The following is a 24,526-nucleotide window of genomic DNA, read 5'->3' on the forward strand; positions in this document are numbered from 1 at the left end:
GCGTCGTCGTGGCATTGACGGTGGCGTTACGCCACGGTGTACAGGAACCGGGTGCGGGACTTCCTACGGATGCCCGTTCCGACGGACGAATATGCGTCCCCGGGCCGTTCCGCGTCCACTTCCGCCCACTTCCCGCCTACTTCGCCGGGGTGCAGCCCAGCAGCTCGGCGGTGGTGCCGCGGGCGGTGGTGCGCAGGGTGACGGTGGCGTCGTAGTTCGACCCGGCCGCCGGGACCGGGAAGTCGGCCACCCCGACCACCGCGTGGTCGTCGCTCTGCGAGCGGACCGTGCAGGTGCCTGCCGTCCCGTCGCTCTTGCTCACGGTCAGGTGCAGCCGCACCTCGGAGTCGGAGAGCACCTGGAAGGTCGGCACCGAGCCGTTGATCTTCGACTCGCGCAGCAGGTAGGAGCCGCCCAGCCAGGCGATCAGACCCAGCCCGAGCACGCCGCAGACCGCGCCGACGACCTTCAGACGGCGGTCCGACTCGCTGTCGCCGCGCCGGCCGTAGCGCCCCTCGGGCAGCTGCGTGGCGTTGCTCTGTGCAGTCATCGGACTCCGTCCTCTCCTAGGGAGGGGCCGCGCGGGCGGTGCAGGGGAATGCGACGGTCCTCCAGTCCGTCACTATAGGAGGGGCACGCCCGCGGCCGGTCCGGCGGGGGCGGGGCTCGGCCGCGCCGGAGACCGGCCGCAGGCCGGCCTTGCGGCGACGCGGTCCCGAAGTGAGCGGTTCGTACGGTGGGCAGACCGGACTTCGCGGAACGCCCGATGATGTGGAAGGAACGCAAGGCGTTGACTGAGCAGTTGCGACTGATGGCGGTGCACGCCCACCCGGACGACGAGTCCAGCAAGGGCGCGGCCACCATGGCCATGTACGTCGAGCAGGGTGTGGACGTGCTCGTGGCCACCTGCACGGGGGGCGAGCGCGGGTCGGTTCTCAACCCCAAGCTCCAGGGGGACCCGTACATCGAGGAGAACATCCACGAGGTGCGCCGCAAGGAGATGGACGAGGCGCGGGCCATCCTCGGCGTCGGGCAGGCCTGGCTGGGCTTCGTCGACTCCGGCCTGCCGGAGGGCGACCCGCTGCCCCCGCTGCCCGAGGGGTGCTTCGCCCTGGAGGACGTCAAGGAGGCGGCCGAGCCGCTGGTCCGGCTGATCCGCGAGTTCAAGCCGCAGGTCATCACGACCTACGACGAGAACGGCGGCTACCCGCACCCGGACCACATCATGACCCACAAGATCACCATGCTGGCCTTCGACGCCGCGGGCGACCCGGACGCCTACCCCGAGGCCGGCGAGCCCTGGCAGCCGCTCAAGCTGTACTACAACCACGGCTTCCCGATGGACCGCATCCGCGCGCTGCACAAGTACCTCACCGAGCACGGCCACGACTCCCCGTACGGCGAGTGGATCGCCGGCTGGGAGAAGAGCGGCCGCAAGGAGCGCGAGATCACCACCCGGGTCCGCTGCGGCGACTGGTTCGAGACCCGCGACCGCGCGCTGATCGCCCACGCCACCCAGATCGACCCGGACGGCCCGTGGTTCCGCGTCCCGCTGGAGGTCCAGCGCGAGGTCTGGCCCACCGAGGACTACGAGCTCGCCCGTACCCTGATTGACGTGGACCTCCCGGAGGACGACCTGTTCGCCGGACTGCGCACCCTCACCCTGGCAGCCGAGGCCGCCGACGTGCGCGACTGACCCACCCCCGACGGCCCGGCTCGGCGTGAGCCGGGCCACCATAGAGATATGAGTGCCCCCGTGAACCTCATCCACCTCGCCGCTGACCTCGCCGTCGACGACGCCAAGGTCACCCCCGGTCTCCTCGGCTTCGTCGTCTTCGCCGCCCTCGGCGTGGCGACGTGGTTCCTGGCCAAGTCGATGAACCGGCAGTTCAAGAAGGTCGACTTCACGGAGGAGCCGGAAGCCCCGAAGGAGTGACCCGCCACGGCCGGTCCCCCGCCTCCGACGGCGGGGGACCGGCCTTCGGCGGACTCGGCGAGGCCCGGGCCGGCCTGACGCGTGGGTGGAGGGCGATGCGCGAGGATGGGGGCATGCCGAGCCGTCTCGCGGACGCGACCTCGCCGGACCTGCTGCAGCATGCCGAGAATCCGGTCGACTGGTGGCCGTGGGGGGGTGGAGGCCTTCGAGGAGGCGCGGCGGCGCGGGGTGACGGCGTACCGGCGGCCTCGTCGTCCCAGCCGTCGCTCCCCTGAAGCTGGGTGAACGCCTCGGGCTCGCGAGCCAGCAGGGCTTGCTCGAACGCTCCGGGGGTCATGCCCCAGGTGCTGCCTTCGGCCGGGGTGAAGATCCAGTACAGGGTCTGGTCTTCGGTGGGCCACGGCTGTTCGGTGTACATGCGCGTCCTTGTCGTGCTCTTCAGGGAACGTAGCGGGCGTAGCCCTTGACGCCGTAGGCGGCCATCATGGTGCGCCAGTACGATGCGGAGTCCTGGTTGTTGGTGTCGATCTCCAGGCCGCGGAGCTGACCTTCGTTGCGAGGGTCGGCCATGGCCGCAGCGTACTTCTGAAGTTCCTGCGGTCCTTGTCGAACAGGACGTCTCGTTTGCCGGTTTGGTGGTTCTGGATCAGGCCCATCGCGGTGCTGCGGTAGTCGGGTGAACTGCCGTGGCACTCCGTGAGGCAGTTCATCGGCTCACCCGGCGTACTCCCATTTCTCACACCAGGACTTGAGTGGGGGCGGGACTTCGGTGCGCTGTGGCAGTGGGGTGGCGGCCTGGACCTGCCCGGATGTGATCTGGGGCGACCAGTCTCCGATGCCGTAGATGAACGGGCCGTGGTCGTGGCGGCCGTAGTCCAGCATCGCGGGATCCCAGGGGGTGCCGATGTGCTCGCACAGGGCCTTGCAGGCAGCCGCCGGGTCGGCGGTGAGCTGCTCGTAGGTGAGGTGGGCGACGTTGGGCAGGTTGGCGGCGGCCTCATCGAGGGCGGCGGCGAACTTGTCCATAGTCACAGCCGCTTCGGCAAGATCGGCGGCGTCGCCGGCGCGGCGGATGGAGTCGGCGATGGCGATCGGGTGCCGGCGCAGGACGATGTACCGGGCCTCTGGCCAGCACGCGGCGAGGCGCCGCCAGATGAACACATTCCCAGGGGACTTCTCGACCAGAACGTTCTTGCCTGCCTCGGTGAGCTGGCGGTGCAGCAGCCGGTCCCACAGGAGGTGTTCGAGGTCTTCGCGGCCGAGGCCGAGGGTGCGCATGGCGAGGTCGGTGTACTCGTCGTCGACGGTGACGGTGAGGCCGACGAGGTGGAGTTCGTGCGGGGCGTGGACGTCGGGGTGGGAGCCGAGCAGGCGGCGTAGCAGGGTCGATCCGGAGCGGATCGGGGAGAGGATGAAGACGGGGGCGGGAACGAGGCGCTGCTAGTGGAGGGGTTGTCTCTCGATACGTATTCCAAGAGTGTTGACAGGCCCGTCGACCTTGGATATGCCCGCTTTGCGGGTGAAAAGGCGGATCGTTGACGGGCCGCCCCCTGCGCGATCATGCATTGCGTGAACATGCCGAATGCTGGCGTTGTGTATCCGGGGTGGCCTGTGAAAACGTCGATGATGTTGATCGCGGATGGACAAGTCCAGACTAGGGGTTTTGCATGTTATGCACGGCGCTGGATGGCTGGGTGGTTCGTGTGGGAATGGTTCCCGCGACCGGCCCCGCGATGCGGCTGGGACGTGGGTCGCAGATCGGGAGCAATTCGCTGGCGCCGGCTGACCACGGATGGGGTCCGGCGATTATCGCGGATATTACGGTCGGTTCACAGCTGGTTTGACCGGCAATTTTCTTCGGACTTTCGTCGAGCTGATTCTTCTTACAGCTGTCCTTTCCCTGCCTTTTTCTGGCTGTTCGGTCGGAGGTGGAGCTTCGCCATGTCGGCAACTTCTGAGCTGGTGCACGAGCTGGTAGAGCAGTGGGTCGAGCGACGGCCGGACCTCCCTGCGGTCAGCGACCCGGTCACTGGTGAGGAACTCACCTACCGGGAACTCTGGACGCGGGCCGGCCGACTGGCGGCCGACCTGGTGGCCGCGGGGGTGGGCCCGCACGATCTGGTCGCGATCGCCCAGGAGCGCTCGGTCGAGTTGGTGGTCAGTTTCCTGGGTGTCCTGCGGGCGGGCGCGGCGTACCTCCCGCTGGATGTGATGGCTCCGGCTGACAGGATCGCCGACATCCTGGAGGACGCGGGCATCGACCTGGTGGTCTGTTCCGCGTCCCGCGGTTCCGGAACCGCGGACCGCTGGCACCACCTGCCGCCCGGTCCGCGGGTGATCCCGGTGCCCACGGGTGGCACCGACGACGTTCCCGAGGCGGAGCTGACCCGGGAGTCGCCGGCCTACGTGGCGTTCACGTCGGGATCCACCGGGCGCCCCAAGGGCGTCGTCGTGCCGCACCGGGCCGTGCGCCGACTGGCGGTCGGGTCGAAGTTCTGCACGGTCGACCCGGGTGACCGAGTGGCCAGTTCCGCCAATCCGGCGTTCGATGCCACCACCTTCGAGATCTGGAACACGCTCACGGCCGGCGGCACCGTGGTGGTCTTCCCCGGGATCACCGAACTGCCCATCGACGACTGGATCGCGCTGGTTCGCGGCGAACGCATCGACAGCATGTTCCTCACCACCTCGCTGTTCCACACCGTGGCGCGGGAGCGGCCGGCGGCCTTCGGGGCGCTGCGCAACCTGGTGGTCGGCGGCGAGCAGCTCGAACTCGCCGCGGTACAGCGGGTGTTGGCCGCGGACCCGCCCGGGCGACTGGTGAACGGGTACGGGCCGACCGAGACCACCACCTTCGCGGCCTACTTCGACTGCACCACGGAGAGCCTGGCGGGGCTGGGCCGGATCCCGATCGGCTACCCGCTGCAGGACACCACGCTCCTGGTGCTGGACGAAGCCCTCGTGGCGGTGCCGCCCGGTGAGTTGGGCGAGCTGTGCGTGGGCGGGCCCGGTGTGGCGACCGGCTACCTGGGGCGTCCGGAGCTCACCGCGGAGAAGTTCGTCGTCCACCCGGTGAGCGGCGAGGTGCTCTACCGCACCGGTGACCTGGCCCACGAGCTGCCCGGTGGGGCCATCGAGGTGTCGGGCCGACGGGACCGCCAGGTCAAGCTGCGCGGTTTCCGGATCGAGCTGGAGGAGATCGAACGGGAGGCGGTGGCCACCGGGCTGCTCGACGCCGCGTTCACGGAGAAGGTCGGCGAGGGCCCGACCGCGATGCTGGTCGGCTTCGCTCTGCCCGCCCCGGACGCGGCGGCGGTGGCCGACGGTCTGGTGGGCGAGCTGCAACGGCTGCTGGGCGCGCGGCTGCCGAGCTACATGCTGCCGTCGCGGTGGCTGGTCCTCGACCGGCTGCCGATCGGCCCCACCGGGAAGACCGACCGGGCCGCGCTGCTGTCGCTGCTGGAGTCCGCCGGCGCCGGCCGCCCGGCCGCGGACGACACCGCACCGGCCGATTCCGCCCCGGCGGGTGCCCGGGCCGACGGGCTGCGCGAGGTGTGGCAGGAGGTGCTCGGCGTCCCGGAGGTCGATCCGCAGGCCAACTTCATCGAGCTGGGTGGCAATTCCATCCTGGCCATGCAGGTGTCGGCCCGGGTGCTCCAGCGTTTCGGGCTGCGCATCGACGCCGTGGACGTCCTGATGGCGGACACGCTGGCCGAGCTCGCCAGCCGGGGCGGGAAGGCGGCGCAGTCCCATGCGAGCTGAGGAATTCGCCACTGGCGACCGGTCGTCCGGCCGCATCGGCCGAGCCGTGCCCCTGTCGACCGCGCAGGAGCGGATGTGGTTCGCCGACGCGGCGGCACCGGGCAACGCCACGTACAACGTTCCGCTGTTCTTCCGCAGCCGCGAGCCGGTCGACGCCGCCGTGCTGGCGGTGGCGTTGGAGACGGTGGTGGCCCGCCACGCGGTCCTCAGGACGTGCTACCGCCTGGTCGACGGCCAACCGGTTCAGGTCGTCGCCGACGCGGTGCGGCCGATGGTGGAGGAGATCGACCTCGGCGGTCTGCCGGACGCCGCCGAGCAGGCGCTGGCCCAGGCCCGGGAGCGCGGCCGAGAGCCCTTCGACCTCTCCGGTGGCCCGGTGCTGCGCTGCACCCTCTGGCGGGGCGTCCCCGGTGGTGACGCGGTCCTGCTCGTGGTGCACCACATCGCGGTGGACGGCTGGTCCCTGGCGCCGCTCTTCGAGGAGTTGGCGGCGGCCTACCTGGCGGCACGCTCCGGGCAGGCGCCCCGGCTTCCCGAACTGCCGATCCAGTACGGCGAGTTCGCCGTCCGGGAACGTGCCGAGTCGGTCGGCGTGGAACTGCGCGAACAGATCTCCCAGCGGGCGAAGCAACTGGCCGAGGTGGCGGGTGGCCTGACGCTCGCCGGCTGCCGTCCGAATCCGGCGGCCCCCGACGGTTCGCGCCCGGGGGACCAGCAGGTCTTCACCGTCCCGGACGAGGTGGTCTCGGCCGCCGCCCAGCTGGCGAGGTCGCTGCGTGCGACCCCCTACATCGTGTTCTCCGCCGCCGTGCAGGCACTGCTGCACCGGTGGTCGGGGCGCGGGGAGTTCCTGCTCGGCTCGATGACGGCCAACCGGCAGCAGGCCGAGTTGGAGCGTCTGATCGGCTTCTTCGTCAACACCGTGCCGGTGCACTGCGTGGTGACGTCCGAGCAGTCGTTCCGGGAACTCTGCGTCGGCAGCAGGACCGAGACGTTCCACGCGCTCCGCCACCAGCGGATCCCCTTCGACCTGTTGACCGCGGCGGTCGGCGAGGTTCGGGGCGGGGGGCGCAGCGCCCTGGTCGAGATCGGTTTCGTCCTGCAGAACATGATCGCTCCGACCGCCGACGACCGGCTGCGGTGGCAGCCTCCGCTGGTTCTCGGCACCGGGACCGCCAAGTTCGACCTGCTGTTGATCATGGAGGACGGGCCGGACGGGCTCACCCTCACGGTCGAGCACGACACGGACCGCTACCCGGCCGAGGCGGTCCGGGAACTGGGTGAAGGTTTCGTCAGCCTGCTCACGGCGGCGGTGGCCGACCCCGAGCTCCCGATCGGTGCGCTGCCTGGTGGGCCGGACTCCTTCCGGATTCCACAGGCGCCCGCCGACCGGCCCGCGCCCGTGAGGCCGCGAGCAGCCGCGGGACCGCTCGACGCCCAGCAGCTTCAGGCGGCCGAACTCTTCACCGCCGCGCTGGACGCGGGCGCCGGTTCGGCCGCGGGCCAGCCGAGCCGACTCGCGGCCGAGGCGAACTTCTTCAGTCTGGGAGGGCACTCGCTGCTGGCCGTCACGATGCTGGCCGAGGCCCAGCGCCGGCACGGCATCGTGGTGCCGCCACGGGAGTTCCTCGCCGACCCGACGGTCGCCGGGCTCGGCCGACTGCTGGCCCGAGGTTGGTCGGTCACCGCTGCCGAGGATCGCCCCGACGCGATCCCCGACGGCGGACCCCATCCGGCCAACGCGGTGCAGCAGCGGTTCTGGACCATCGACCGCATCCCCTCGCTGCGCTCCGCCTACCTGATCCCCACGGTGGTGGAGTACACCGGCCCGGTCGACCCCGAAGCCCTTCAGCGCGCGGTGGACACCGTGCTCGCACGGCACCCGGCACTGCGCTCCCGCTTCGCGCTGGACCGCCGGCTGCGCCGGGTCGCCTACCGCACCGATGGCGCACCGGCCTCGGCGTCGGTGATCGACGCCTCGGCCTGGAGCGCCGGAGAGCTGCGCGAGCACCTCGCCGAGGTCTGCTGGCGCGGCTTCGACCTGGCCGCCGACGCGCCGGCCCGGGCCGAGCTGCTGACGGCCGGCGACCGCACCCTGCTGGTCCTGGTGATCCACCACATCGTCTCCGACGGCTGGTCGCGGCAGTTGCTGCTGGCCGAGGTCGCCGAGGTGTACCGGGCCGGGACCGAGGGACGGGATCCGGTGCTGACCGATCCGGTGCACCCCGCCACGGTGACCGAGGTCCGCGAGGACGGGCCGGTGGCAGCCCTCGCCGAAGCGGTCACGGCTCGGCTGCGCGGTGTACCGACCGACATCGAGCTGCCGCGAGACCGGCCGCGCGGGGAACTGCAGGGCACCGAGGCCGTCTGCCGCACCGTCGCCCTGGGCGAGGAACTCGCCCGCCGGGTACGCCGGGTGGCGACCGAGGAGCTCGGTTGCTCGGCGTTCGTGACGGCCGCCGCGCTGCTCGCCACCACCCTGGGCCGCCGTAGTGGGCAGCGGGACTTCCTCTTCGCGTTCCCCTGGGCGGGCCGCGAGGACGCCCGCAGCGTCGAGGCGGTCGGCATGTTCGTCAACACGCTGGTCCTGCGGGTGGACCTCTCCGACGGCCCGACCTGGCGCGAGCTGCTGACCCGGGTGCGCGAGGAGAGCGTCTTCGCCTACCGCCACGCCGAGGTCCCGTTCGACATGGTCGTGGCCGCCCTTCATCCGGACCGCGATCTCAGCCGTCCGCCGCTGACCCCCGTCTACCTGAGCTCCCAGGAAGGCCCCGACTCCCCGCCGCCGCTCGGCCCGGGGATCACCGCCGGGGCACGGGCGCTCGATCCGCTGCATCTGAAGTACGAACTCGAGTTCGTGGTGACCGAGTCGGGGGAGGACCTGGAGCTGGCCCTCTCGTACGCCGTCGACCTCTTCGATGCCGCCACCGTCACCGCCCTGCTCGACGACCTGGTGGTCGACGCCGGTGACCTGGCCGCCGATCCGGACTCACACCCCATGCGAAGGAGACCGTTGTGGACAACACCCAAGTAGCCGAAGGTCCCGCGCTCAGCCACTCCGAGCTGCTGGCGGCGGTGCGCCGGGCCTGGGCCGAGGTCCTTGACCTGGACTCGGCCGCGGCCGTCCCGCTGGACGTCAAGTTCCTTGAGGCAGGCGGCAGTTCGCTTCTGCTGATCATGCTCTGGGAGGAGCTGCACCCGCTCACCGGCCGCACTCTGAAGGTCTCCGACCTGTTCCAGCACAGCACCGTCCGGGCCCAGGCGGCGTTCCTGGCCGAGGAGGACGAGTCCGCGGCCACGGCCGACTTCGGCGCCACCGAGCGCGGCCGGCTGCTCGGACTCGCCCGCCGCGCCGGTTCGGAGACCGGAGGGGCCGCATGAGCGAGCTGACCATCAAGGGGTGCGTGCCGCGTGAGGCGCGCACCGAGCGGACCGAGGTGTGGACATGAGTACCGGTACCGAGATCGCGGTCGTCGGCATCGGCTGCCGCTACCCCGACGCCTGGACGCCGCAGGAGTTCTGGCGCAACATCGACGAGGGCGTCATCTCCATGCGGGAGTTGAGCCCCGAGCAGCTGGCAGCCGGTGGTGTCACGCCCGAGCAGGCCGCCGCCCCGGGTTTCGTGCGGATCGGGGCCAGCCTGCCCGGCGTCGACCAGTTCGCCGCCGACTTCTTCGGCTTCCCGCCCCGGGAGGCCGAGACCATCGACCCCCAGCACCGGATCTTCCTCGAGGCGGCCTGGGAGGCGCTTGAGGCCGCGGGCCACCCGCCGCGGACGGACGGCCCCGTGGTCGGGGTCTTCGCCGGCGGCGCGTCCGGTGGCTACTCCGCGGCGCTGCTCGCGGCCAAGGCACGGGAAGGCGGGCTGCGGGCCGCCATCGACGACCTGGACCTGACGGTCGGCGGCCAGGCCGACTTCATGACCTCCCGGGTGGCCTACAAGCTGGGGCTGCGCGGGCCGGCCGTGAGCATCCAGACCGGCTGCTCCTCCTCGCTGTACGCCGTGCACTACGCGACCCTCAGCCTGCTGTCCGGCGAGTGCGACATCGCGCTGGCCGGCGGTGCGACCGTGCTGGAGCCGTTCCGCGGCTACCAGCACGTGCCCGGGGGAGTGCTCTCGGAGGACGGCTTCTGCCGCTCCTTCGACGCCCGCTCCACCGGCACCACCTACAGCTCGGGCGTCGGCGTGGTCGCTCTGCGCCGGCTCTCCGACGCGCTGGCCGACGGCGACGACATCCTGGCGGTGCTGCGCGGCAGCGCGGTCGGCAACGACGGCGCCGACCGGCTGGGCTTCATCGCCCCGAGCCCGGTGGGCGTGGCCGACGTGGTGGCCGCGGCGCTGCGGGTCGCCGATGTCCCGGCCGACCAGCTGCGCTACGTGGAGGCGCACGGCACCGCCACCGCGGTCGGCGACCGCATCGAACTCCTCGCGCTCACCTCGGCGTTCCGCCGGAGCACCGAGAAGACCGGGTACTGCGGTCTCGGCTCGGTGATGACCAACATCGGGCACACCGGCCCGGCCGCCGGTATCGCCGGATTCATCAAGGCGGTACACGTCGCCCGTACCGGCCGGCTGCCCGCGCATCCGATGTTCGAGCGGCCGCGCGACCCGGGTGTGCTAGCGGACAGCCCGTTCCAGGTGCTCACCGAGGCCGGGCTCAACGAGGAGTCGGACCGGCACGTACTGGTCAACTCGATGGGCGTCGGCGGCACCAACGCGTCCGCCGTCCTCGCCCCGCCGCCGCAGCCGGTGCGCCGCGCCGCGCTGCAGCGGCAGCTGGTCCGGCTGGTGGTCTCCGGCCGCAACCGGGCCGAGCTCGACAAGCAGTCCAAGCGGCTGGCGGACTCCCTGGAACAGCGGGACCTGTCGCCGGCCGACGTCGCGCACACCCTCAAGGTGGGCCGGGCGGCCTTCGAGGACCGCCGCGTGGTCACCGCACCCGCGGAGAACCTGGCCGCCGCGCTGCGGCTGCCCCGCCCGCCGGCCGCCAGGACCGCCAAGGCCGCCCCGCACCGGGCGATCCTGGTGCGACCCGTCGACGGCCCGTCGGTGGACGACCTGCTGGCGCGACTGCTGCCGGCCCTCCCGGACCGCACCGAGGTGGTCACCGGCCCCATGGAGTCCGTACCGGCCGAGCGCTTCCTGATCCAGCTGGGTGAGGGCGAGCAGGGCCCAGGACGGCACCTGGTCGCGACTCGGCCCGGTCTCTCCGAGGACGAGCTGGCCGACCTGGTGGACGAGGCGCTGACCGCCGCCTGGCTCGTCGGCGTGCAGGTGGACTTCGAGGCCGCGGCCGGCCGGACCGGTCGCCGCGTCGCGCTGCCCACCTACCCGTTCGACCGCAAGCGCTACTGGGCGCTCGACCGCTACCGGCTGGACGCCCCCGCTCCCGCGGCGGTCGCGGCCGCCCCCGCGGAGGCGGCGGGCGACGGGACGCTCGAGAGCGACCTGACCGGAATCTGGCGGAACCTGTTCGGGATCGACGCGATCGGCCTGGACGACGAGTTCGGCTCGCTGGGCGGCACCTCGCTGCTATCCGTCCAGATGGTGCTGGAGATCCAGCGCCGGCACGGTGTCCTGATCAACATCCACCGGGCGGGCGGCAGCCAGGCGACGATCCGCCGACTCGCCACCATCGTCGACGGCCTGCAGTCCGGCGCCGAGCCGGGCGCGCCGGACGTCGATCCGGCGGCCGACGGCGACGGCGCCCTGGTCGACCGCGATCTCCAGATTCCGCTGGGCGAGTTGGCGGACTTCGAGGCCCGCGGCAAGGACGTCCTGCTGACGGGTGCCACGGGCTACCTCGGCGCCTTCCTGCTGCACGAGCTGCTGAACGCCTCCAAGGGCCGGATCTACTGCGTGGTCCGGGCCGCCGACGAGGCCGAAGGGATGGCGAGGCTGCGGGCCGCTGCGGCGAAGTTCAGCCTGCCCGAGCCGGATCCGGAGCGGGTGCACGCCGTCCCCGGCGACCTTCGCGGGATCGGGGAGATCTGCCGTGACTACCGGGGCGGGGAACTGGCGCAGCGGATCGGCCATGTGCTGCACTGCGCCGCCAAGGTCGTCTTCACCGAGCCGTACCGCGAACTGCGGCACGACAACGTGCTGCCGATGGTCGACCTGCTGGTGTGGATGCGCGGGAACGGCATCCGGGACTTCAGCTTCATCTCGACCGTGGCGGCCACCGGCCCGGCGGGCTCCGAAGGCCGTCTGCTGGAGACCCGGGAGCAGCCGCTGGACCCGCAGCTGGGCGGCTACGGCGTCAGCAAGTGGGTGAGCGAGCGGCTGCTGGAGCGCGCCGACCAGGACGGCATGCGGATCCGGGTGTTCCGCCCGGGCCTGATCATGGCCTCCAGCACGACCGGTGCCTGCAACGACAAGGACCTGATCTGGTTCGCGCTGACCAGCGGTCTCGCGGTCGGGGCGCACCCCGAGGACGACCGCGGCCTGCCGCTGTCCCCGGTGGACATGCTGTCTCGCGCGGTCGCCGAACTGGCGCTGTCACCCGGATCGGTGGGACGCGCCTACCACCTGGTGCAGGAGAAGTCCCCGGGCCTGCGCCGGCTCTTCGAGCTGCTGGCCGAGGCCGGCCTGCCGACCCGCCCGATGCCGCTCAAGGACTGGCAGAAGCTGGTGGCGGCCCGGGCGCTGGAGACCGGCAGCACGATCCTCTCGGCCATGGCTCTCTACGAGATCGACGGACACGAGCTGGACGAGGACGGGGTCCAGGCCCGCGGTTGGCAGCCGTGGCTGCGCAAGCGCGGCCTCGATCCGGTGATGACCGGCAGCCGCCTGCGCGACGGTCTGGCCTTCCTGGCCCAGCGGACGGAGGAGGTCGGCCGGCTCCTGCCGGCGTTGGCCGGCACCGAGGGGAATGACACCGGGGAGGGGAACCGATGACCGCGATCACCGATCACCGCCTGGCGGTCCTGGGCGCCGGTGTGATGGGCACCGCCATCGCGACGCTCGCCACCGGGCAGGGCCTGTCCGTGACGCTCGTGGACGTGGACCGGGAGATCCTGGAGCGCGCCGAGACCAACGTGCGCAACCAGCTCCGGCTGGCCCGAATGATGGGCCGGCTGCCCCGGGACGGCGCGACCGGCGAACTGACCACCACCACGTCGATCGAGGACGTCGCGGGTGCCACCGCGGTGATCGAGGCAGTGACCGAGCACGCCGACATCAAGGCGAAGGTCCTGGCCGAGGCCTCGGCGGCGGTCGATCCCGGCACCCTGCTGATCTCCAACACCTCCGCGGTGCCGATCGACGAGCAGGCGGACTGGATCGCCAGGCCGGAGGACCTGGTCGGCGTGCACTTCATGAACCCGCCGTACCTGATCCGCACCGTCGAGGTGATCCGGGGTCCGCGGACGGGCGCCGCCGCCCTGGCGGCCGCCACCGAACTGCTGGACGTGCTCGGCCAGCAGGGTGTCGTCGTCGGCGACGGCCCGGGATTCGTGATCAACCGCATCCTGCAGCGCATGATCAACGAGGCGGCCAGGATCGTCCAGGAGGGGATCGCCGCCCCCGCGGACGTGGACGCGGTCTTCCAGGGCTGCCTGGGCCACACCACCGGCCCGCTGGCCACCGCCGACCTGATCGGTCTCGACAACGTCGTGGACTCGCTGCGGGTGCTGCACGAACGCACCGGGGACGCCGGCTACCAGCCGTGCGAGCTACTGCTGTCGAAGGTGGCAGCCGGTGACTGGGGCCGTAAGACCGGCCACGGATTCTTCGAGTACGGAGGTACTGTCTGATGTCTGCTCCCACCGCTCCGGCCACTGCGGAGACCATCCGGCGGAACCTGGGCGAGTTCCTCGCGGGCCGCACCAAGCAGACCGTGGCCGACGACGTCGACCTGTTCGGTACCGGTCTGGTCACCTCGCTCTTCGCCATGGAGCTGCTGGTCCACCTGGAGCAGTCCTTCGCCGTGACGATCGCCGGGCCCGACCTGACCCTGGACAACTTCCGTACCGTGGACGCGATGACCGCCCTGGTGCTGCGCCTCAAGGGCGGCACGGGTGTCTGAGCGGTCGAGCGAAGCGGCCGGCCTGGTCGCCGGCCTGGTCGGTGACCAGGCCGGCGACTGGGACCGGGCCGGACGGATCCCCGAGGAGCTGGTCCGCCAGCTGGGCGGCAAGGGCGTCCTGTGCGCCCAGGTGCCCGCGGAGTACGGAGGCATGGGACTGAGCGCCGAGGAGAACGGTGAACTCACCGCCTCCGTCGGCAGTCTGTGCTCGTCGCTGCGGAGCCTGATGACCTCGCACGGCATGGCCGCCTGGGCGGTGCAGCGGTTCGGCAGCCGGGAGCAGCGCGACAGCTATCTGCCGCGGCTGACCTCGGGCTCGCTCGCCGCCGTGTCGTTCAGCGAGCGCGAGGCCGGCAGCGATCTCTCCGCGATGGGCACCCGGATCGCCCTCGACGGCGACACCGTGGTCGTCACCGGAGCCAAGATCTGGGTCACCGGTGCCGACTACGCCGACCTGATCGCGGTCTTCGGCCGCTACGGCGACGGCGCGGCGGTCGTCCTGGTGCCGACCACCGCCCCGGGGGTGACCGTCCGCCGGGTGGAGGCGCCGATGGGCTGCCGGGCCGCCGGGCACGCGGACGTGACGCTGGAGGACGTCAGGCTGCCCGCCGACGCGCTGCTCGGCGGGGCGGGCCTGCCGATCGACTGGCTGGTCACCTCGGCCCTGACCTACGGGCGGCTGTCGGTCGCCTGGGGTTGCGTGGGCATCCTGCGCGCCTGCCTGAAGGCCACCACCCGACACGCCAGGGAGCGACGGCAGTTCGGCAAGCCGTTGGTCGAACACCAGCTGGTGGGGCGGCACCTGGCGGAGCTGCTGGTGGCGGAGCAGGCCGCGGCGCAGGCCTGCCTGCACGCCAGCCGCTGCTGGGACGAGAACTCGCCGGAGTTGGTGACCGCCGCCGTGGTGGCCAAGCACCTGGCGGCCGGCAACGCCACCACCGGCGCCCGGTCCGCCGTGCAGCTGCTCGGTGCGGCCGGCGCCCAGGACGGCCATCCGGTGGCCAGGGCGTACCGCGACGCCAAGCTGATGGAGATCATCGAGGGCAGCAACGAGATCTGCCAACTGCTGCTGGCCGACCGCGCACTGGCGGTGTGGGCATGAGCGAGGAGATCGGCATCGGCGCGATCCACTGCGTCCTGCCCGAGGTCGCCCGACCGGTGACCGAGCTGCCCGAGTACGGGATGCTGGGCCACGAGGAGGCGGAGTTCGTCCGTTCGAGCGGCATCGGTACGGTCGGCGTGTTCGAGGACACCCCGTCCGCTGAACTGGCGGCCCGCGCCTGCCGGGAACTGCTGGAGCGCGAGCCCGCCAAGCCCGACGTACTGATCCTGGTCGGCCCCCGCTCCCCGGACGTCCTGCTCGGCTCGGACGCGTGCCGGGTGCAGGCCGAGGCCGGACTCGGCTCCGGCGTCGCCTTCACGGTGGACGGTCTGGGCTGCACCGGCTCCAGCGCCGCCTGGGCGCTGGCCCGGGACCTGCTGCTGGCCGACCCGTCGCGGCAGAGCGTGCTGGTCGCGCACGCCAGCCGCCCGACCGGCCTGGACCGGGTGCGGTTCCCGGTGACCGTCATCGGCGACGGCGGGTACGCGATGACCATGGTGCGCGGCGGCCGCCCGGTGCTGCGGGCGCACCGGATGGAGAGCGACGGCACCTTCCACGACCTCTTCTCGGTCGACTACAAGCAGGTGCCCTGGTACGAGTGGCGCGAGGTGTGCCAGTCGCCCGACCGGTACCGCTTCGAGCTGGCCATGAACAGCCGACTGCGGTTCGGCCGGCTGGTGGACGAGGTGCTCGCCGACGCCGGTGTCGAGCGCTCGCAGGTCGCCGCGGTCCTGATGCAGAACGTCACGGCGAGCGCGTACCAGTTCTACGAGTCCCTGCTCGGGCTGAAGATCCACCCGGTCTGTGGGGAGCACCTGGCCCGCTACGGGCACCTGGGCGCGATGGACGTGGTGCTCAACCTCGACCGGATGGTCAGGACCGGCGAACTCGCCGAGGGCGATCTCGTCCTGGTGCTGAACAACAGCCCGGTCGCGGCCTGGGCGGTGACGTTGTGGGAAATCTGACGAACCTCTCGAACCGGGGGAGCGAGTATGTCTGACAATCCGTCGATGGTGACCGTCAAGTGCCTGGTCTGGGACTTGGACAACACCCTGTGGAAGGGCACGCTGCTGGAGGACGGCGTGGTGACCCTGCCCGACGGGATCAGGGACGTCATCACCGAGCTGGATTCCCGGGGCATCCTGCAGTCCGTGGCCAGCAAGAACGACCACGATCTGGCGTGGGAGCGACTGGAGCGGCTCGGTGTCGCGGAGTACTTCGTCCTCCCGAAGATCGGCTGGATCCCCAAGTCCGGCTCCGTCCGGGAGATCGCCGACGAGCTCAAGTTCGCCCACACCACCATCGCATTCATCGACGACCAGCCCGCGGAGCGTGCCGAGGTCGCCCACCACCTGCCGGAGGTGCGAAGCTACCCGGCCGAGGCCGCCCTCACGCTCCCCGACCTCCCGGAGTTCCGGCCCGCGACGGTGACCGAGGACTCCGGCCGCCGGCGGGAGATGTACCAGGCGGGCTTCCGGCGCGAGGCTGCCCGGCAGGACTTCGTCGGAGCGGACGAGGAGTTCCTGCGCTCGCTGGAGCTGGAGATGGAGATCTCCCGGGCCACCGAGGCGGAACTCGCCCGCGTCGAGGAACTCACCCTGCGCACCAGCCAGATGAACGCCACCGGCGTGCACTACTCCGACACGGCGCTGCGGGGGCTGCTCACCGACCCCGCGCACGAGGTGTTGGTGATCACCCTGCGGGACCGCTTCGGCCCGCACGGCGCCGTCGGCATCGTGCTGCTGGAGCGGCTGCCCGAGGTGTGGCACCTCAAGCTGCTCGCGACCTCCTGCCGCGTGGTCTCCTTCGGCGCCGGCACGGTCATCCTGCGCTGGCTGATCGACCAGGCCGCCCGCCACCACGTCCACCTGGCCGCCGACTTCCGGCGCACCGACCGCAACCGGATGATGGAGGTCGCCTACCGCTTCGCGGGCTTCACCGACGAGCCGTGCGACTGCCGGGCGACCGTGCCGCAGGCCGGCACGGAGGGTGTCGAGCTGCTGCACATCCAGCCCGTCGAGCAGCCGGCGCCGACCACCATGAAGCTGACCGCCCCGACCATCGGCGGGCTTCCGGAGCGCGAGGCCGAGCATGGCTGACCGCACCCTGTACCGCTGGTTCGCCGACTCGGCCGAACGCCACCCCGAGGCCGTGGCGGTGGAGACTGGGGAGTTCAGCCTCAGTTACGGCGAGTTGCTCCGCAGCGCCCTGGCGCTCGCCGGGCGCATCCTGCGTGAGCACGGCTCGGTGCCCGCCAGGGTGGCGCTGCTGGCCGCGCACGGCCCGGCCGCCTTCGCCGGCTACCTCGCGGCGCTGCGCCTCGGCGCGGCCGTCACCCCGCTCAATCCGGGCTTCCCGGCCGCCCGTAACCGGCCGGTCTGCGAACTCGCGGGGATCGACGTCCTGTTGGCCGACAGTGCGGGGGCCGTCCAGCTCGACCGCGAGCTGGACGGCGCGGTCGGCACCGTTCTGAGGCTCACCGACCACGAGGTCGTCGCGGCCGAGGCCGGGGCCGGGGCCGGGGACGACGCCCTCCCGCCGTACGCGGGTTCGCTCCAGGACCTGGCCTACATCCTCTTCACCTCGGGTTCCACCGGTCGGCCCAAGGGCGTCCCGATCCGGCACCGCAACGCGTCGCCGTACGTCGCCCGGAACATCGCCCGCCACGGCGTCGGCCCGGGCTGCCGGATGTCGCACACCTTCGATCTGACCTTCGACCCCTCGGTCTTCGACCTCTTCGTCACGTGGGGAGCCGGGGCCACCCTGGTGGTTCCGGACCGGGGCGAGCTGCTGACCCCGGTCGACTACCTGGTCAAGCGCGAGATCACCCACTGGTTCTCGGTCCCCTCGGTGGTCTCCGTCGCGGCCGAACTGGGCAACCTGGGGACCGGGCGCGCGAGCAGTCTGCGCCGCAGTGTCTTCATCGGTGAGCAGCTGACCGTCGACCAGGCCGCCGCCTGGTGGTCGGTGGCACCGGGGGCGGTGCTCGAGAACGTCTACGGCCCGACCGAACTGACCGTGGCCTGTACCGAGTTCACGCTTCCGGCGGACCGGGCCGACTGGCCGGCCACCTCCAACGACACCGTGCCGATCGGCCCGGTCTACCCGTTCCTCGACCACCTCGTCCTGGACGAGGACGGCCGGGCCGCCGAAGAGGGCGAGCTGTGTGTCCGCGGCAGCCAGCGCTTCGACGGCTATCTGGACCCGTCCGACAACCGGGGGCGCTTCCTCTCGTACGACGGCGAGCGGGCCACCGACTACGACGGCACCGGCGAGCTGACGCCGGAGCACTACTACCGCACCGGCGACCGGGTGCGGTTCGAGTCCGGGCAGCTGGTCCACCTCGGCCGCCTCGACAACCAGATCAAGCTCCGCGGCTACCGGATTGAACTGGGCGAGATCGAGGCGGTGCTCCGGCGCCACCCCGAGGTGCACCAGGCGATCGTGGTGACCCTCGGCAGCGGGGCGGATCTCGCACTCGTGGGCTGCTACACGGGCGCCGAACTGGCTTCGCAGGATCTGGTGCGCTGGCTCCGCAAGCGGCTGCCGATCCACATGGTGCCCCGCCGCCTGCACCGGCTGGACGAGGTGCCGCTCAACGCCAACGGCAAGGCGGACCGGGGCAGGCTGCGCGAGCTCCTGCACGCCACCCCGAGCCGGACACCCGACGCGACGACGGCAAGGTGATCGCCGACATGGACTTCAGTCTGTTCTACTTCGCCAACGACAGCCGGGAAGAGGACGGCGATCGCTACCGACTCCTCATGGAGGGCGCCAAGTTCGCCGACCGCAACGGGTTCGAGGCGGTCTGGACGCCGGAGCGCCACTTCCACCCTTTCGGCGGTCTCTACCCGAACCCGGCCGTGGCCGGCGCGGCGATCGCTGCGGTCACGGAACGGGTGAAGATCCGGGCCGGCAGCGTGGTCGGCCCGCTGCACCACCCGCTGCGGATCGCCGAGGAGTGGTCGGTGGTGGACAACCTGTCCGGCGGCCGGGCGGGTGTCTCGTTCGCCTCCGGCTGGCACGCGGCGGACTTCGCGCTGCGTCCCGAGAACTACGAGAACCGGCGCACCGTCATGCTGGAGCAGATCGAGCAGGTCCGGCACCTCTGGCGGGGCGGCACCGTCACCGTGACGGACGGCGTGGGCAGCACCCGCGAACTGGGCTCCTTCCCCCCGCCGGTGCAACCGGAGCTCCCGGTCTGGGTCACCAGTGCCGGTGGTGTCGAGACCTTCCGGAACGCCGGGCGGATCGGCGCCGGACTGCTCACCCACCTGCTCGGTCAGGAGCTGGACGACCTGGCCGAGAAGATCGCCGCCTACCGTGAGGCGGTGGCCGAGCGCCCGGAGAGCGACGGCTGGCCCGGCCACGTCGTCCTGATGGTGCACACCTACCTCAGCCCGGACGAGGAGAGCGCCCGGGCCACCGTGCACGGGCCGCTCACCGACTACCTGCGCAGCTCGCTCGGCCTGCTGCTCGGCGCCCAGCTGGACGGTGCCCGCCGCATCGATCCGTCCCGACTCTCGCCCGAGGACACCGACTTCATCGTGGAGCGGTCCTTCGACCGCTACTTCGACGGCGGCGGGCTGCTGGGCACGGTGGACAAATGCGAACGCACGGTCGACCGCTTCCGGCAACTGGGTGTGGACGAGGTGGCCTGTCTGATCGACTTCGGCCTTCCCTCCAAGACCGTGCTGGACGGACTCGACGAACTCAAGCAGCTCGTGGTCAGGAGCAGGTGAACGATGGGTGGAATAGTCGACTTCGAGGTGTGCCTCCCCTCGGGGCGGGCGAGCGTCCACGAGATGGCCGCCGCCTCCGGGCTGCCGGTCGCCGACATCCTGGCGATCACGCACTGCGAGGAGTTCCCGGTGCTCGGGGACGACGAGACGGCGTGGGAACTGAGCGTCGATGCCGCGCGGACCGTGTTGCAGCGCACCGGGGTCGACCCCCGGGCCATCGGTAAGGTGATCTACGCCGGCTCCGGTGAGTGGGACATCCCGTTCTGGTCGCCCGCGGCCAAGGTCGCGCACCAGCTGGGCACCACCGAGGCGCACTGCTTCGAGGTGACCAACTTCTGCAACGCCGCCGCACTGGCCCTGCGGGTCGCCATGGACGAGCTCACGCTCGGCCGCAGCGAGCACGTCCTGGTGCTCGTCGGCGACCGCCTGAGCCAGTTGGTGGACTACACCGACCCCGACTCCAAGATCCTCTACAACTTCGGGGACGCGCCGGCCGCCGTGCTGCTGAGCGCGTCCGGCGCGGCCTTCGAGATCCTGCACAGCGCCATGCGGACCGACCCGAGCTGGGCGGACTACTACCAGGGCGAGCACGACGAGTACGTCGTCCACATGCGCCGCCGCGGCCGCCGCCAGGGGCTCGGCGACGCCTACCTCGCCAACTACCCCGCCCTGATCGACCAGTCGCTCACGGCCCTGGGCCGCGGCCGTGAGGACATCGCCTACCTCCTGCTTAACCAGGGGGACAAGGGCATGCACGAACGGCTGATGGAAGAGCTGGGGCTGCCGCTGGAGAGGACCGTCCTCAACTACCACCGGCTGGGCCACATGGGCGGCGCCGACACGCTCATCGCCCTCGGCGGCCTGCTGGAGGAGAAGCGGCTGAGCGCCGGCGACCTGGTCCTGCTCGGCAGTAGCGGCATGGGCTTCAGCTGGGGCGTCACCGCCCTGGAGTACCGGGGTTGAGGATGATCCTGCCCGATGTGACGCGGACCCCGGCCGGGCCGGGCCTACGGGACCTGCGCACCTGGTCGAGCGGCGCGGCGCACGGCGCCGGGTCGCCCGTGCCCGAGTTCACGGTGCTGCTGCTGCACCACGCGGGCGGCTCGGCCGCCGCCTACCTGCCGTTCGTCCGCCACCTTCCGCCGCACTGGCAGCTGATCGCCCTGGAGCTTCCGGGGCGGCTGATGTCCATGGAGGAGCCGACCTGCCGAAGCGCGGAACACGCGGTGGAGTGGCTGCTGCCCTCCGTCGAGTCCGAACTCGTCGGCGAGTACGCGGTGTTCGGGCACAGCATGGGCGCCGTCGTCGCCTTCGAACTGGTCCGGGAGCTGGAGCGCCGGGGGAACCCGCCGGTCTGGCTCGGCCTGTCCGGAAGCCCGGCGCCGCGCCATGTCGCCCTGCGCCACGGCTCGCGGCGGGACCTGTGGCCGCGGGAGCGGCTGGTGCAGTTCATGCGCGGGCTCGGCGGCACTCCGGAAAGCGTGCTGGATCACACCGAGCTGGTCGACGGCATGGTGCGGACCCTGCGCGGAGACCTGGCAGTGGTCGACACCTACCGGTACCCCGGGGGACCGTCGCTCGGCATGCCGGTCTCGGTGTACACGGGCCGGGACGACCCGGTGGCGACCGACGAGGTCGTGCGACCGTGGGTCGACCACGCCGATGCGGGGATCACCTTCCGCAGTTGGGCCGGCGGCCACTTCTACCTGTTCGACCAGGTGGAGTCGGTCGCCGAACAGATCCGCCAGGACATCCTGGCCGCCCGCCGGAGCCGGCCCGGTGCTCCGCACGCCGGCGACGCCCTCGCACCCGAACCGGAAGGGCCCCGTCCACCGCACCACCCCATTGGTCTGTAGGAGGAACCCCGATGTCCCGCCGTCCGTTCACCCCGGAGCCCGTGGCCGAGGGGCACCCCGACCCGCGCGCGGAGGCCTGATCATGGCGACCGTCCTGTCCATCGCCGGTTCCCCCTCGCGCGTCTCACGCACCAGCGGTCTGCTGCGGCACGTCGGTGGCCGCCTCGCCGACCGCGGTCACCGGGTGGTGTCGGTCGAGGCACGCGAGCTGCCAGCCGAGGCCCTGCTCGGCGGCGACCGCGACCATCCCGACGTCGCCCGGGTGCTGGATCTGGTCGACCGGGCCGACGGGGTCGTGATCGGCACGCCCGTGTTCAAGGCCGCGTACTCGGGCCTGCTCAAGGCGTTGCTGGACGTCATGCCGCAGCGGGGGCTGGCCGGGAAGGCGGTGCTCCCGCTCGCCACCGGTGGGTCGGCCGCGCACGTGCTGGCCGTCGACTACGCGCTCCGCCCGGTGCTCACCTCGATGGGTGCCCCGTTCATCACCCAGGGCTGGTTCGTGCTGGACAGCCGCATCACCGTGCTCGCCGACGGGGCCGTCCTGCTCGACCCCGAGACCGAGCTGGTGCTCGGGCCGCTGGTGGACAGCTTCGAGGGAGCGCTGGACCACCTGGGTGCCACGGCGGGGGAGAAGCGCCATGTGGTCAGTCCTGCCTGCTGACCAGGCCGTTGACCGCGATCAGGTAGCCGAGCTGGGTGCGGCTGGTGCTGCCGAGACGTTTGGAGATCCTGCTGACGTGCTCGGCCACGGTACGCCGGCCGATGCCCAGGTTGCGGGCGATCTTGTCCTCGGTGAACCCCTCGACCAGGAGCCGCAGGATGCCCTGTTCCAGGTCGGCCACCACCGCGTGCGGACGGCGCTCGCCCCTCACCCGGATCGGTATCGCGCGGTCCCAGACCCGTTCGAAGACGTTGACCATGAAGCGGACGACGGCCGGATGACGGATCTCCAGTGCCTCCTGGGCGTACTCCGGACTCGTCGGGATGTAGGCGACGGTCCGGTCGCAGACGATCAGCCGGTCGAACAGCTCGTCCACCGTGCGCACTTCGCCGCCCGCGGACACGATCTTGGTGGCGTAGCCGAAGGTCGGGCTGTCGGAGCGTGCCGCGTGCTGGTAGAGGGTGCGCTGGCGGACGCCCCGCCGGAGCAGTTCGAGGTTGCGCGTCAGGGCGGTGTCGAGGATCGCCTGCGGACGGCGGCCGCCGGGCTGAGCGGTGATCAGTTCCGATTCGCAGCTGTTCACGCTGGCTTCGATGGCCCGGTCGATGAGTTCGCCGCCGCGGAGCACGGTCACGCTCGGCAAGCGCTGCTGCCGGGCGCTCCGGTAGAGGGCCTCGACGGACTCGAAGACCGAGTTGAGCGACTGCATCTGCCGTCGCAGTCGCGCCGTCTCCTGTTCCAGCGGGATGAACGCGCGGCCGGACGCGACCACCGGGGCGACCGGAACCACCCGCTCGTCGTGCTCCCTGACGGGTTCCAACAGGCCGAGCAGGGTGAGGCAGTTGGGTATGCCGGTGGTGGTGGTGGAGCCGTTCTCCACGGCTTCCCGGTACCGGCGGATACCCGCCTCGCAGATCCCGGTGTCGCAGCCACCCGACCCGCACTCCGGCGTATCCAAGCCACACCTCCAACCCGGCATGTTCATGCAGCGCACGAAGATGTTAGAAGCGCTCCGTTGTCAATTGATCTTCAGAGTGTAAGCGTGTGCACCATGACGAGCATTGCTTTTCTCGGACTTGGTCGGATGGGCTCGCTGATGGCCGGTCAACTGGTGAAGGCGGGCGCTGACGTGGCCGTCTGGAATCGGACCCCCGACCGGGCCGAGCCGCTCGTGCGGGCCGGTGCGAAGGAGGCGTTGACGGCGGCCGACGCGGTCGCTGGCCGTGACCTGGTCATCAGTATGCTCTCCGACCCGGCCGCTGTGGAAGACGTCTTCCTCTCCCCGGGCGGTGCCGCCGCGGCCCTCAAACCGGGGAGCCTGGTGGTCGAGATGTCCACCATCGGCCCCGAGGCCGTCGGCGGACTGCGCCGCGGACTGCCGCTCGACGCACGGCTGGTCGATGGCCCGGTGCTGGGCAGCCTTCCGCAGGCGGCCGCGGGACAGTTGAAGATCTTCCTTGGCGGCTCGGCGGAGGACGTGGAGTCCGCCCGGGAGCCGCTCGCTCCGCTCGGCACCGTGGAGCACGTCGGGCCGCTGGGCAGCGCCGCCGCGCTCAAGCTGATCCTGAACAGCTCGACGGTGTCGCTGTTCGTCCTGCTGGGCGAAGTCCTGGCGATGGCCGACTGCTTCGGTCTGAGCACCGAGCACGTCCTCGACGCCCTGCCGGGGACGGGCATCGGCCCGTTCCTGGACCGGATCCGCGGCCGGATCGGCGACCCGGCCGTGGCGACCAACTTCGCGCTCGGTCTGGCCGAGAAGGACCTCCGGCTGGCGCTGGCCGACGGTACGGAGGACGGCGCCGAGGCCGGTCTGCTGGCGGCCGCCCGGGCGCGTCTCGCCGCGGCGGTCGAGGCCGGCCTCGGTGATCGGGACGTCAGCACGGCCATCGGCTTCCTGCGCGGCGAACGAATCACCTGACACGGCGACAGCACCCGTGCAAGCCTTCCCCGGTAACACCGTTGTCCACTTACGAACAGATTGAGGTTGCTGGTATGGAGATCTCCATCGACAACCCGGCCGGCGCGCCGGCCCCGGCAGGCCCCTACTCCCAGGTGGCCCGGGTCGACCTCGGCACCGGCGCGCTGCTCTTCCTGTCCGGCCAGGTCGCCCTCGACGAGAACGGCCAGGCCGCCGCACCCGGCGACATGACCGTCCAGTCAGAGATGATCATGGAGGGCATCGGGCAGCTCCTGGCAGCGCACGGTGCGACCTTCTCGGACGTGATCAACATCCGTACCTTCCTCACCGACATGAGCCGGCTGAAGGAGTACGCGGACGTCCGGGTCAAGTACCTCACCGGGACTCCGCCCACCAGCACCACGGTCGAGGTGTCGAAGCTCTTTCGCGAGGGCGCGCTGATCGAGGTCGAGATCGTCGCGGCGATCAGCGCGAAGTGACCTCGGCATGACCCCCGCACGTCAGTTACCCCGGGCGTGCCAA

General features: G+C 71.4%; 22 protein-coding genes and 1 pseudogene. 19 read left to right on the top strand and 4 right to left on the bottom strand.

The genetic code is table 11. The annotated features are described in order from the left end of the window. Nucleotides 1-136 precede the first annotated feature (136 nt). Nucleotides 137-550: a DUF4307 domain-containing protein gene (locus tag ACIG5E_RS07935; RefSeq protein WP_396532309.1), complete on the bottom strand. Its 414-nt coding sequence runs from the start codon at nucleotides 548-550 to the stop codon at nucleotides 137-139. A gap of 240 nt (nucleotides 551-790) precedes the next feature. Here ACIG5E_RS07935 and mca point away from each other — a divergent pair, with 240 nt between their 5' ends. The 3 genes and pseudogenes from mca to ACIG5E_RS07950 all read left to right on the top strand — a co-directional run. After that, entirely contained in the window at nucleotides 791-1,696 is a 906-nt protein-coding gene (mca, locus tag ACIG5E_RS07940; RefSeq protein ID WP_396532311.1) for a mycothiol conjugate amidase Mca, read from the top strand. Nucleotides 1,697-1,744: 48 nt separating this feature from the next. Beyond that, nucleotides 1,745-1,936 (top strand): hypothetical protein, encoded by a 192-nt coding sequence (locus tag ACIG5E_RS07945; protein ID WP_270144532.1) that lies wholly within the window; start codon nucleotides 1,745-1,747, stop codon nucleotides 1,934-1,936. A gap of 113 nt (nucleotides 1,937-2,049) precedes the next feature. Beyond that, nucleotides 2,050-2,167, top strand: a pseudogene (locus ACIG5E_RS07950) (DUF255 domain-containing protein); the annotation flags it as partial. A 207-nt stretch (nucleotides 2,168-2,374) separates the two neighbouring features. On the opposite strand, the gene ACIG5E_RS07955 reads toward ACIG5E_RS07950, so the two are convergent. Both ACIG5E_RS07955 and ACIG5E_RS07960 read right to left on the bottom strand, forming a co-directional pair. Continuing rightward, nucleotides 2,375-2,506 (bottom strand): restriction endonuclease fold toxin-2 domain-containing protein, encoded by a 132-nt coding sequence (locus tag ACIG5E_RS07955; RefSeq protein WP_396532312.1) that lies wholly within the window; start codon nucleotides 2,504-2,506, stop codon nucleotides 2,375-2,377. Nucleotides 2,507-2,650: 144 nt separating this feature from the next. Beyond that, nucleotides 2,651-3,349 carry a sulfotransferase family protein gene (locus ACIG5E_RS07960; RefSeq protein WP_396532521.1) on the bottom strand — a complete coding sequence of 233 codons (699 nt, stop codon included), beginning with the start codon at nucleotides 3,347-3,349 and terminating at the stop codon, nucleotides 2,651-2,653. A 528-nt stretch (nucleotides 3,350-3,877) separates the two neighbouring features. On the opposite strand from ACIG5E_RS07960, the gene ACIG5E_RS07965 reads away from it, so the two are divergent. The 14 genes from ACIG5E_RS07965 to ssuE all read left to right on the top strand — a co-directional run bounded on the left by ACIG5E_RS07965 (nucleotide 3,878) and on the right by ssuE (nucleotide 22,086). Continuing rightward, the gene (locus ACIG5E_RS07965; protein WP_396532313.1) at nucleotides 3,878-5,698 is read left to right on the top strand and encodes a non-ribosomal peptide synthetase; all 1,821 of its coding nucleotides are present in this window, start codon (nucleotides 3,878-3,880) and stop codon (nucleotides 5,696-5,698) included. Next, entirely contained in the window at nucleotides 5,688-8,732 is a 3,045-nt protein-coding gene (locus tag ACIG5E_RS07970) for a condensation domain-containing protein (protein WP_396532315.1), read from the top strand. Before ACIG5E_RS07965 ends, ACIG5E_RS07970 begins: the two co-directional genes overlap by 11 nt. Then, complete coding sequence (locus tag ACIG5E_RS07975) at nucleotides 8,714-9,079, top strand: acyl carrier protein (protein ID WP_396532316.1); 366 nt, start codon at nucleotides 8,714-8,716, stop codon at nucleotides 9,077-9,079. The genes ACIG5E_RS07970 and ACIG5E_RS07975 overlap by 19 nt, the downstream gene beginning before the upstream one ends. Before the next feature lie 64 nt (nucleotides 9,080-9,143). Then, on the top strand, nucleotides 9,144-12,596 hold the full coding sequence (locus ACIG5E_RS07980; protein ID WP_396532317.1) for a thioester reductase domain-containing protein: 3,453 nt from the start codon (nucleotides 9,144-9,146) through the stop codon (nucleotides 12,594-12,596). Then, nucleotides 12,593-13,453 carry a 3-hydroxyacyl-CoA dehydrogenase family protein gene (locus ACIG5E_RS07985; RefSeq protein ID WP_396532319.1) on the top strand — a complete coding sequence of 287 codons (861 nt, stop codon included), beginning with the start codon at nucleotides 12,593-12,595 and terminating at the stop codon, nucleotides 13,451-13,453. The genes ACIG5E_RS07980 and ACIG5E_RS07985 overlap by 4 nt, the downstream gene beginning before the upstream one ends. Next, on the top strand, nucleotides 13,453-13,725 hold the full coding sequence (locus ACIG5E_RS07990; protein WP_396532320.1) for a phosphopantetheine-binding protein: 273 nt from the start codon (nucleotides 13,453-13,455) through the stop codon (nucleotides 13,723-13,725). The genes ACIG5E_RS07985 and ACIG5E_RS07990 overlap by 1 nt, the downstream gene beginning before the upstream one ends. Then, on the top strand, nucleotides 13,718-14,827 hold the full coding sequence (locus tag ACIG5E_RS07995) for an acyl-CoA dehydrogenase family protein (protein ID WP_396532321.1): 1,110 nt from the start codon (nucleotides 13,718-13,720) through the stop codon (nucleotides 14,825-14,827). The genes ACIG5E_RS07990 and ACIG5E_RS07995 overlap by 8 nt, the downstream gene beginning before the upstream one ends. Continuing rightward, nucleotides 14,824-15,792, top strand: a complete 969-nt coding sequence (locus ACIG5E_RS08000) for a 3-oxoacyl-[acyl-carrier-protein] synthase III C-terminal domain-containing protein (protein ID WP_396532323.1) — start codon at nucleotides 14,824-14,826, stop codon at nucleotides 15,790-15,792. Before ACIG5E_RS07995 ends, ACIG5E_RS08000 begins: the two co-directional genes overlap by 4 nt. 27 nt (nucleotides 15,793-15,819) lie before the next feature. After that, nucleotides 15,820-16,926 carry an HAD-IIIC family phosphatase gene (locus ACIG5E_RS08005; protein WP_396532324.1) on the top strand — a complete coding sequence of 369 codons (1,107 nt, stop codon included), beginning with the start codon at nucleotides 15,820-15,822 and terminating at the stop codon, nucleotides 16,924-16,926. Next, nucleotides 16,919-18,514, top strand: a complete 1,596-nt coding sequence (locus ACIG5E_RS08010; protein WP_396532325.1) for an AMP-binding protein — start codon at nucleotides 16,919-16,921, stop codon at nucleotides 18,512-18,514. The genes ACIG5E_RS08005 and ACIG5E_RS08010 overlap by 8 nt, the downstream gene beginning before the upstream one ends. 8 nt (nucleotides 18,515-18,522) lie before the next feature. Beyond that, on the top strand, nucleotides 18,523-19,569 hold the full coding sequence (locus ACIG5E_RS08015) for a MupA/Atu3671 family FMN-dependent luciferase-like monooxygenase (protein WP_396532326.1): 1,047 nt from the start codon (nucleotides 18,523-18,525) through the stop codon (nucleotides 19,567-19,569). A gap of 3 nt (nucleotides 19,570-19,572) precedes the next feature. After that, nucleotides 19,573-20,532 (top strand): 3-oxoacyl-ACP synthase III family protein, encoded by a 960-nt coding sequence (locus ACIG5E_RS08020; RefSeq protein ID WP_396532327.1) that lies wholly within the window; start codon nucleotides 19,573-19,575, stop codon nucleotides 20,530-20,532. 17 nt (nucleotides 20,533-20,549) lie between these two features. Next, nucleotides 20,550-21,425: a thioesterase II family protein gene (locus tag ACIG5E_RS08025; protein WP_396532328.1), complete on the top strand. Its 876-nt coding sequence runs from the start codon at nucleotides 20,550-20,552 to the stop codon at nucleotides 21,423-21,425. A gap of 82 nt (nucleotides 21,426-21,507) precedes the next feature. Beyond that, the gene (gene ssuE / locus ACIG5E_RS08030) at nucleotides 21,508-22,086 is read left to right on the top strand and encodes an NADPH-dependent FMN reductase (protein WP_396532329.1); all 579 of its coding nucleotides are present in this window, start codon (nucleotides 21,508-21,510) and stop codon (nucleotides 22,084-22,086) included. On the opposite strand, the gene ACIG5E_RS08035 is transcribed toward ssuE, so the two are convergent. Continuing rightward, nucleotides 22,070-23,044: a LuxR C-terminal-related transcriptional regulator gene (locus ACIG5E_RS08035; protein WP_396532331.1), complete on the bottom strand. Its 975-nt coding sequence runs from the start codon at nucleotides 23,042-23,044 to the stop codon at nucleotides 22,070-22,072. The two genes, ssuE and ACIG5E_RS08035, sit on opposite strands and share 17 nt — an antisense overlap. Before the next feature lie 93 nt (nucleotides 23,045-23,137). On the opposite strand from ACIG5E_RS08035, the gene ACIG5E_RS08040 reads away from it, so the two are divergent. Next, a complete protein-coding gene (locus tag ACIG5E_RS08040; protein ID WP_396532332.1) occupies nucleotides 23,138-24,004 on the top strand; it encodes an NAD(P)-dependent oxidoreductase in 867 nt (288 codons plus the stop codon). A gap of 74 nt (nucleotides 24,005-24,078) precedes the next feature. After that, nucleotides 24,079-24,483: a RidA family protein gene (locus ACIG5E_RS08045; protein ID WP_396532333.1), complete on the top strand. Its 405-nt coding sequence runs from the start codon at nucleotides 24,079-24,081 to the stop codon at nucleotides 24,481-24,483. Nucleotides 24,484-24,526 lie beyond the last annotated feature (43 nt).

The sequence above is a fragment of the Kitasatospora sp. NPDC053057 genome (assembly GCF_044546945.1).
Lineage (GTDB): Bacteria > Actinomycetota > Actinomycetes > Streptomycetales > Streptomycetaceae > Kitasatospora.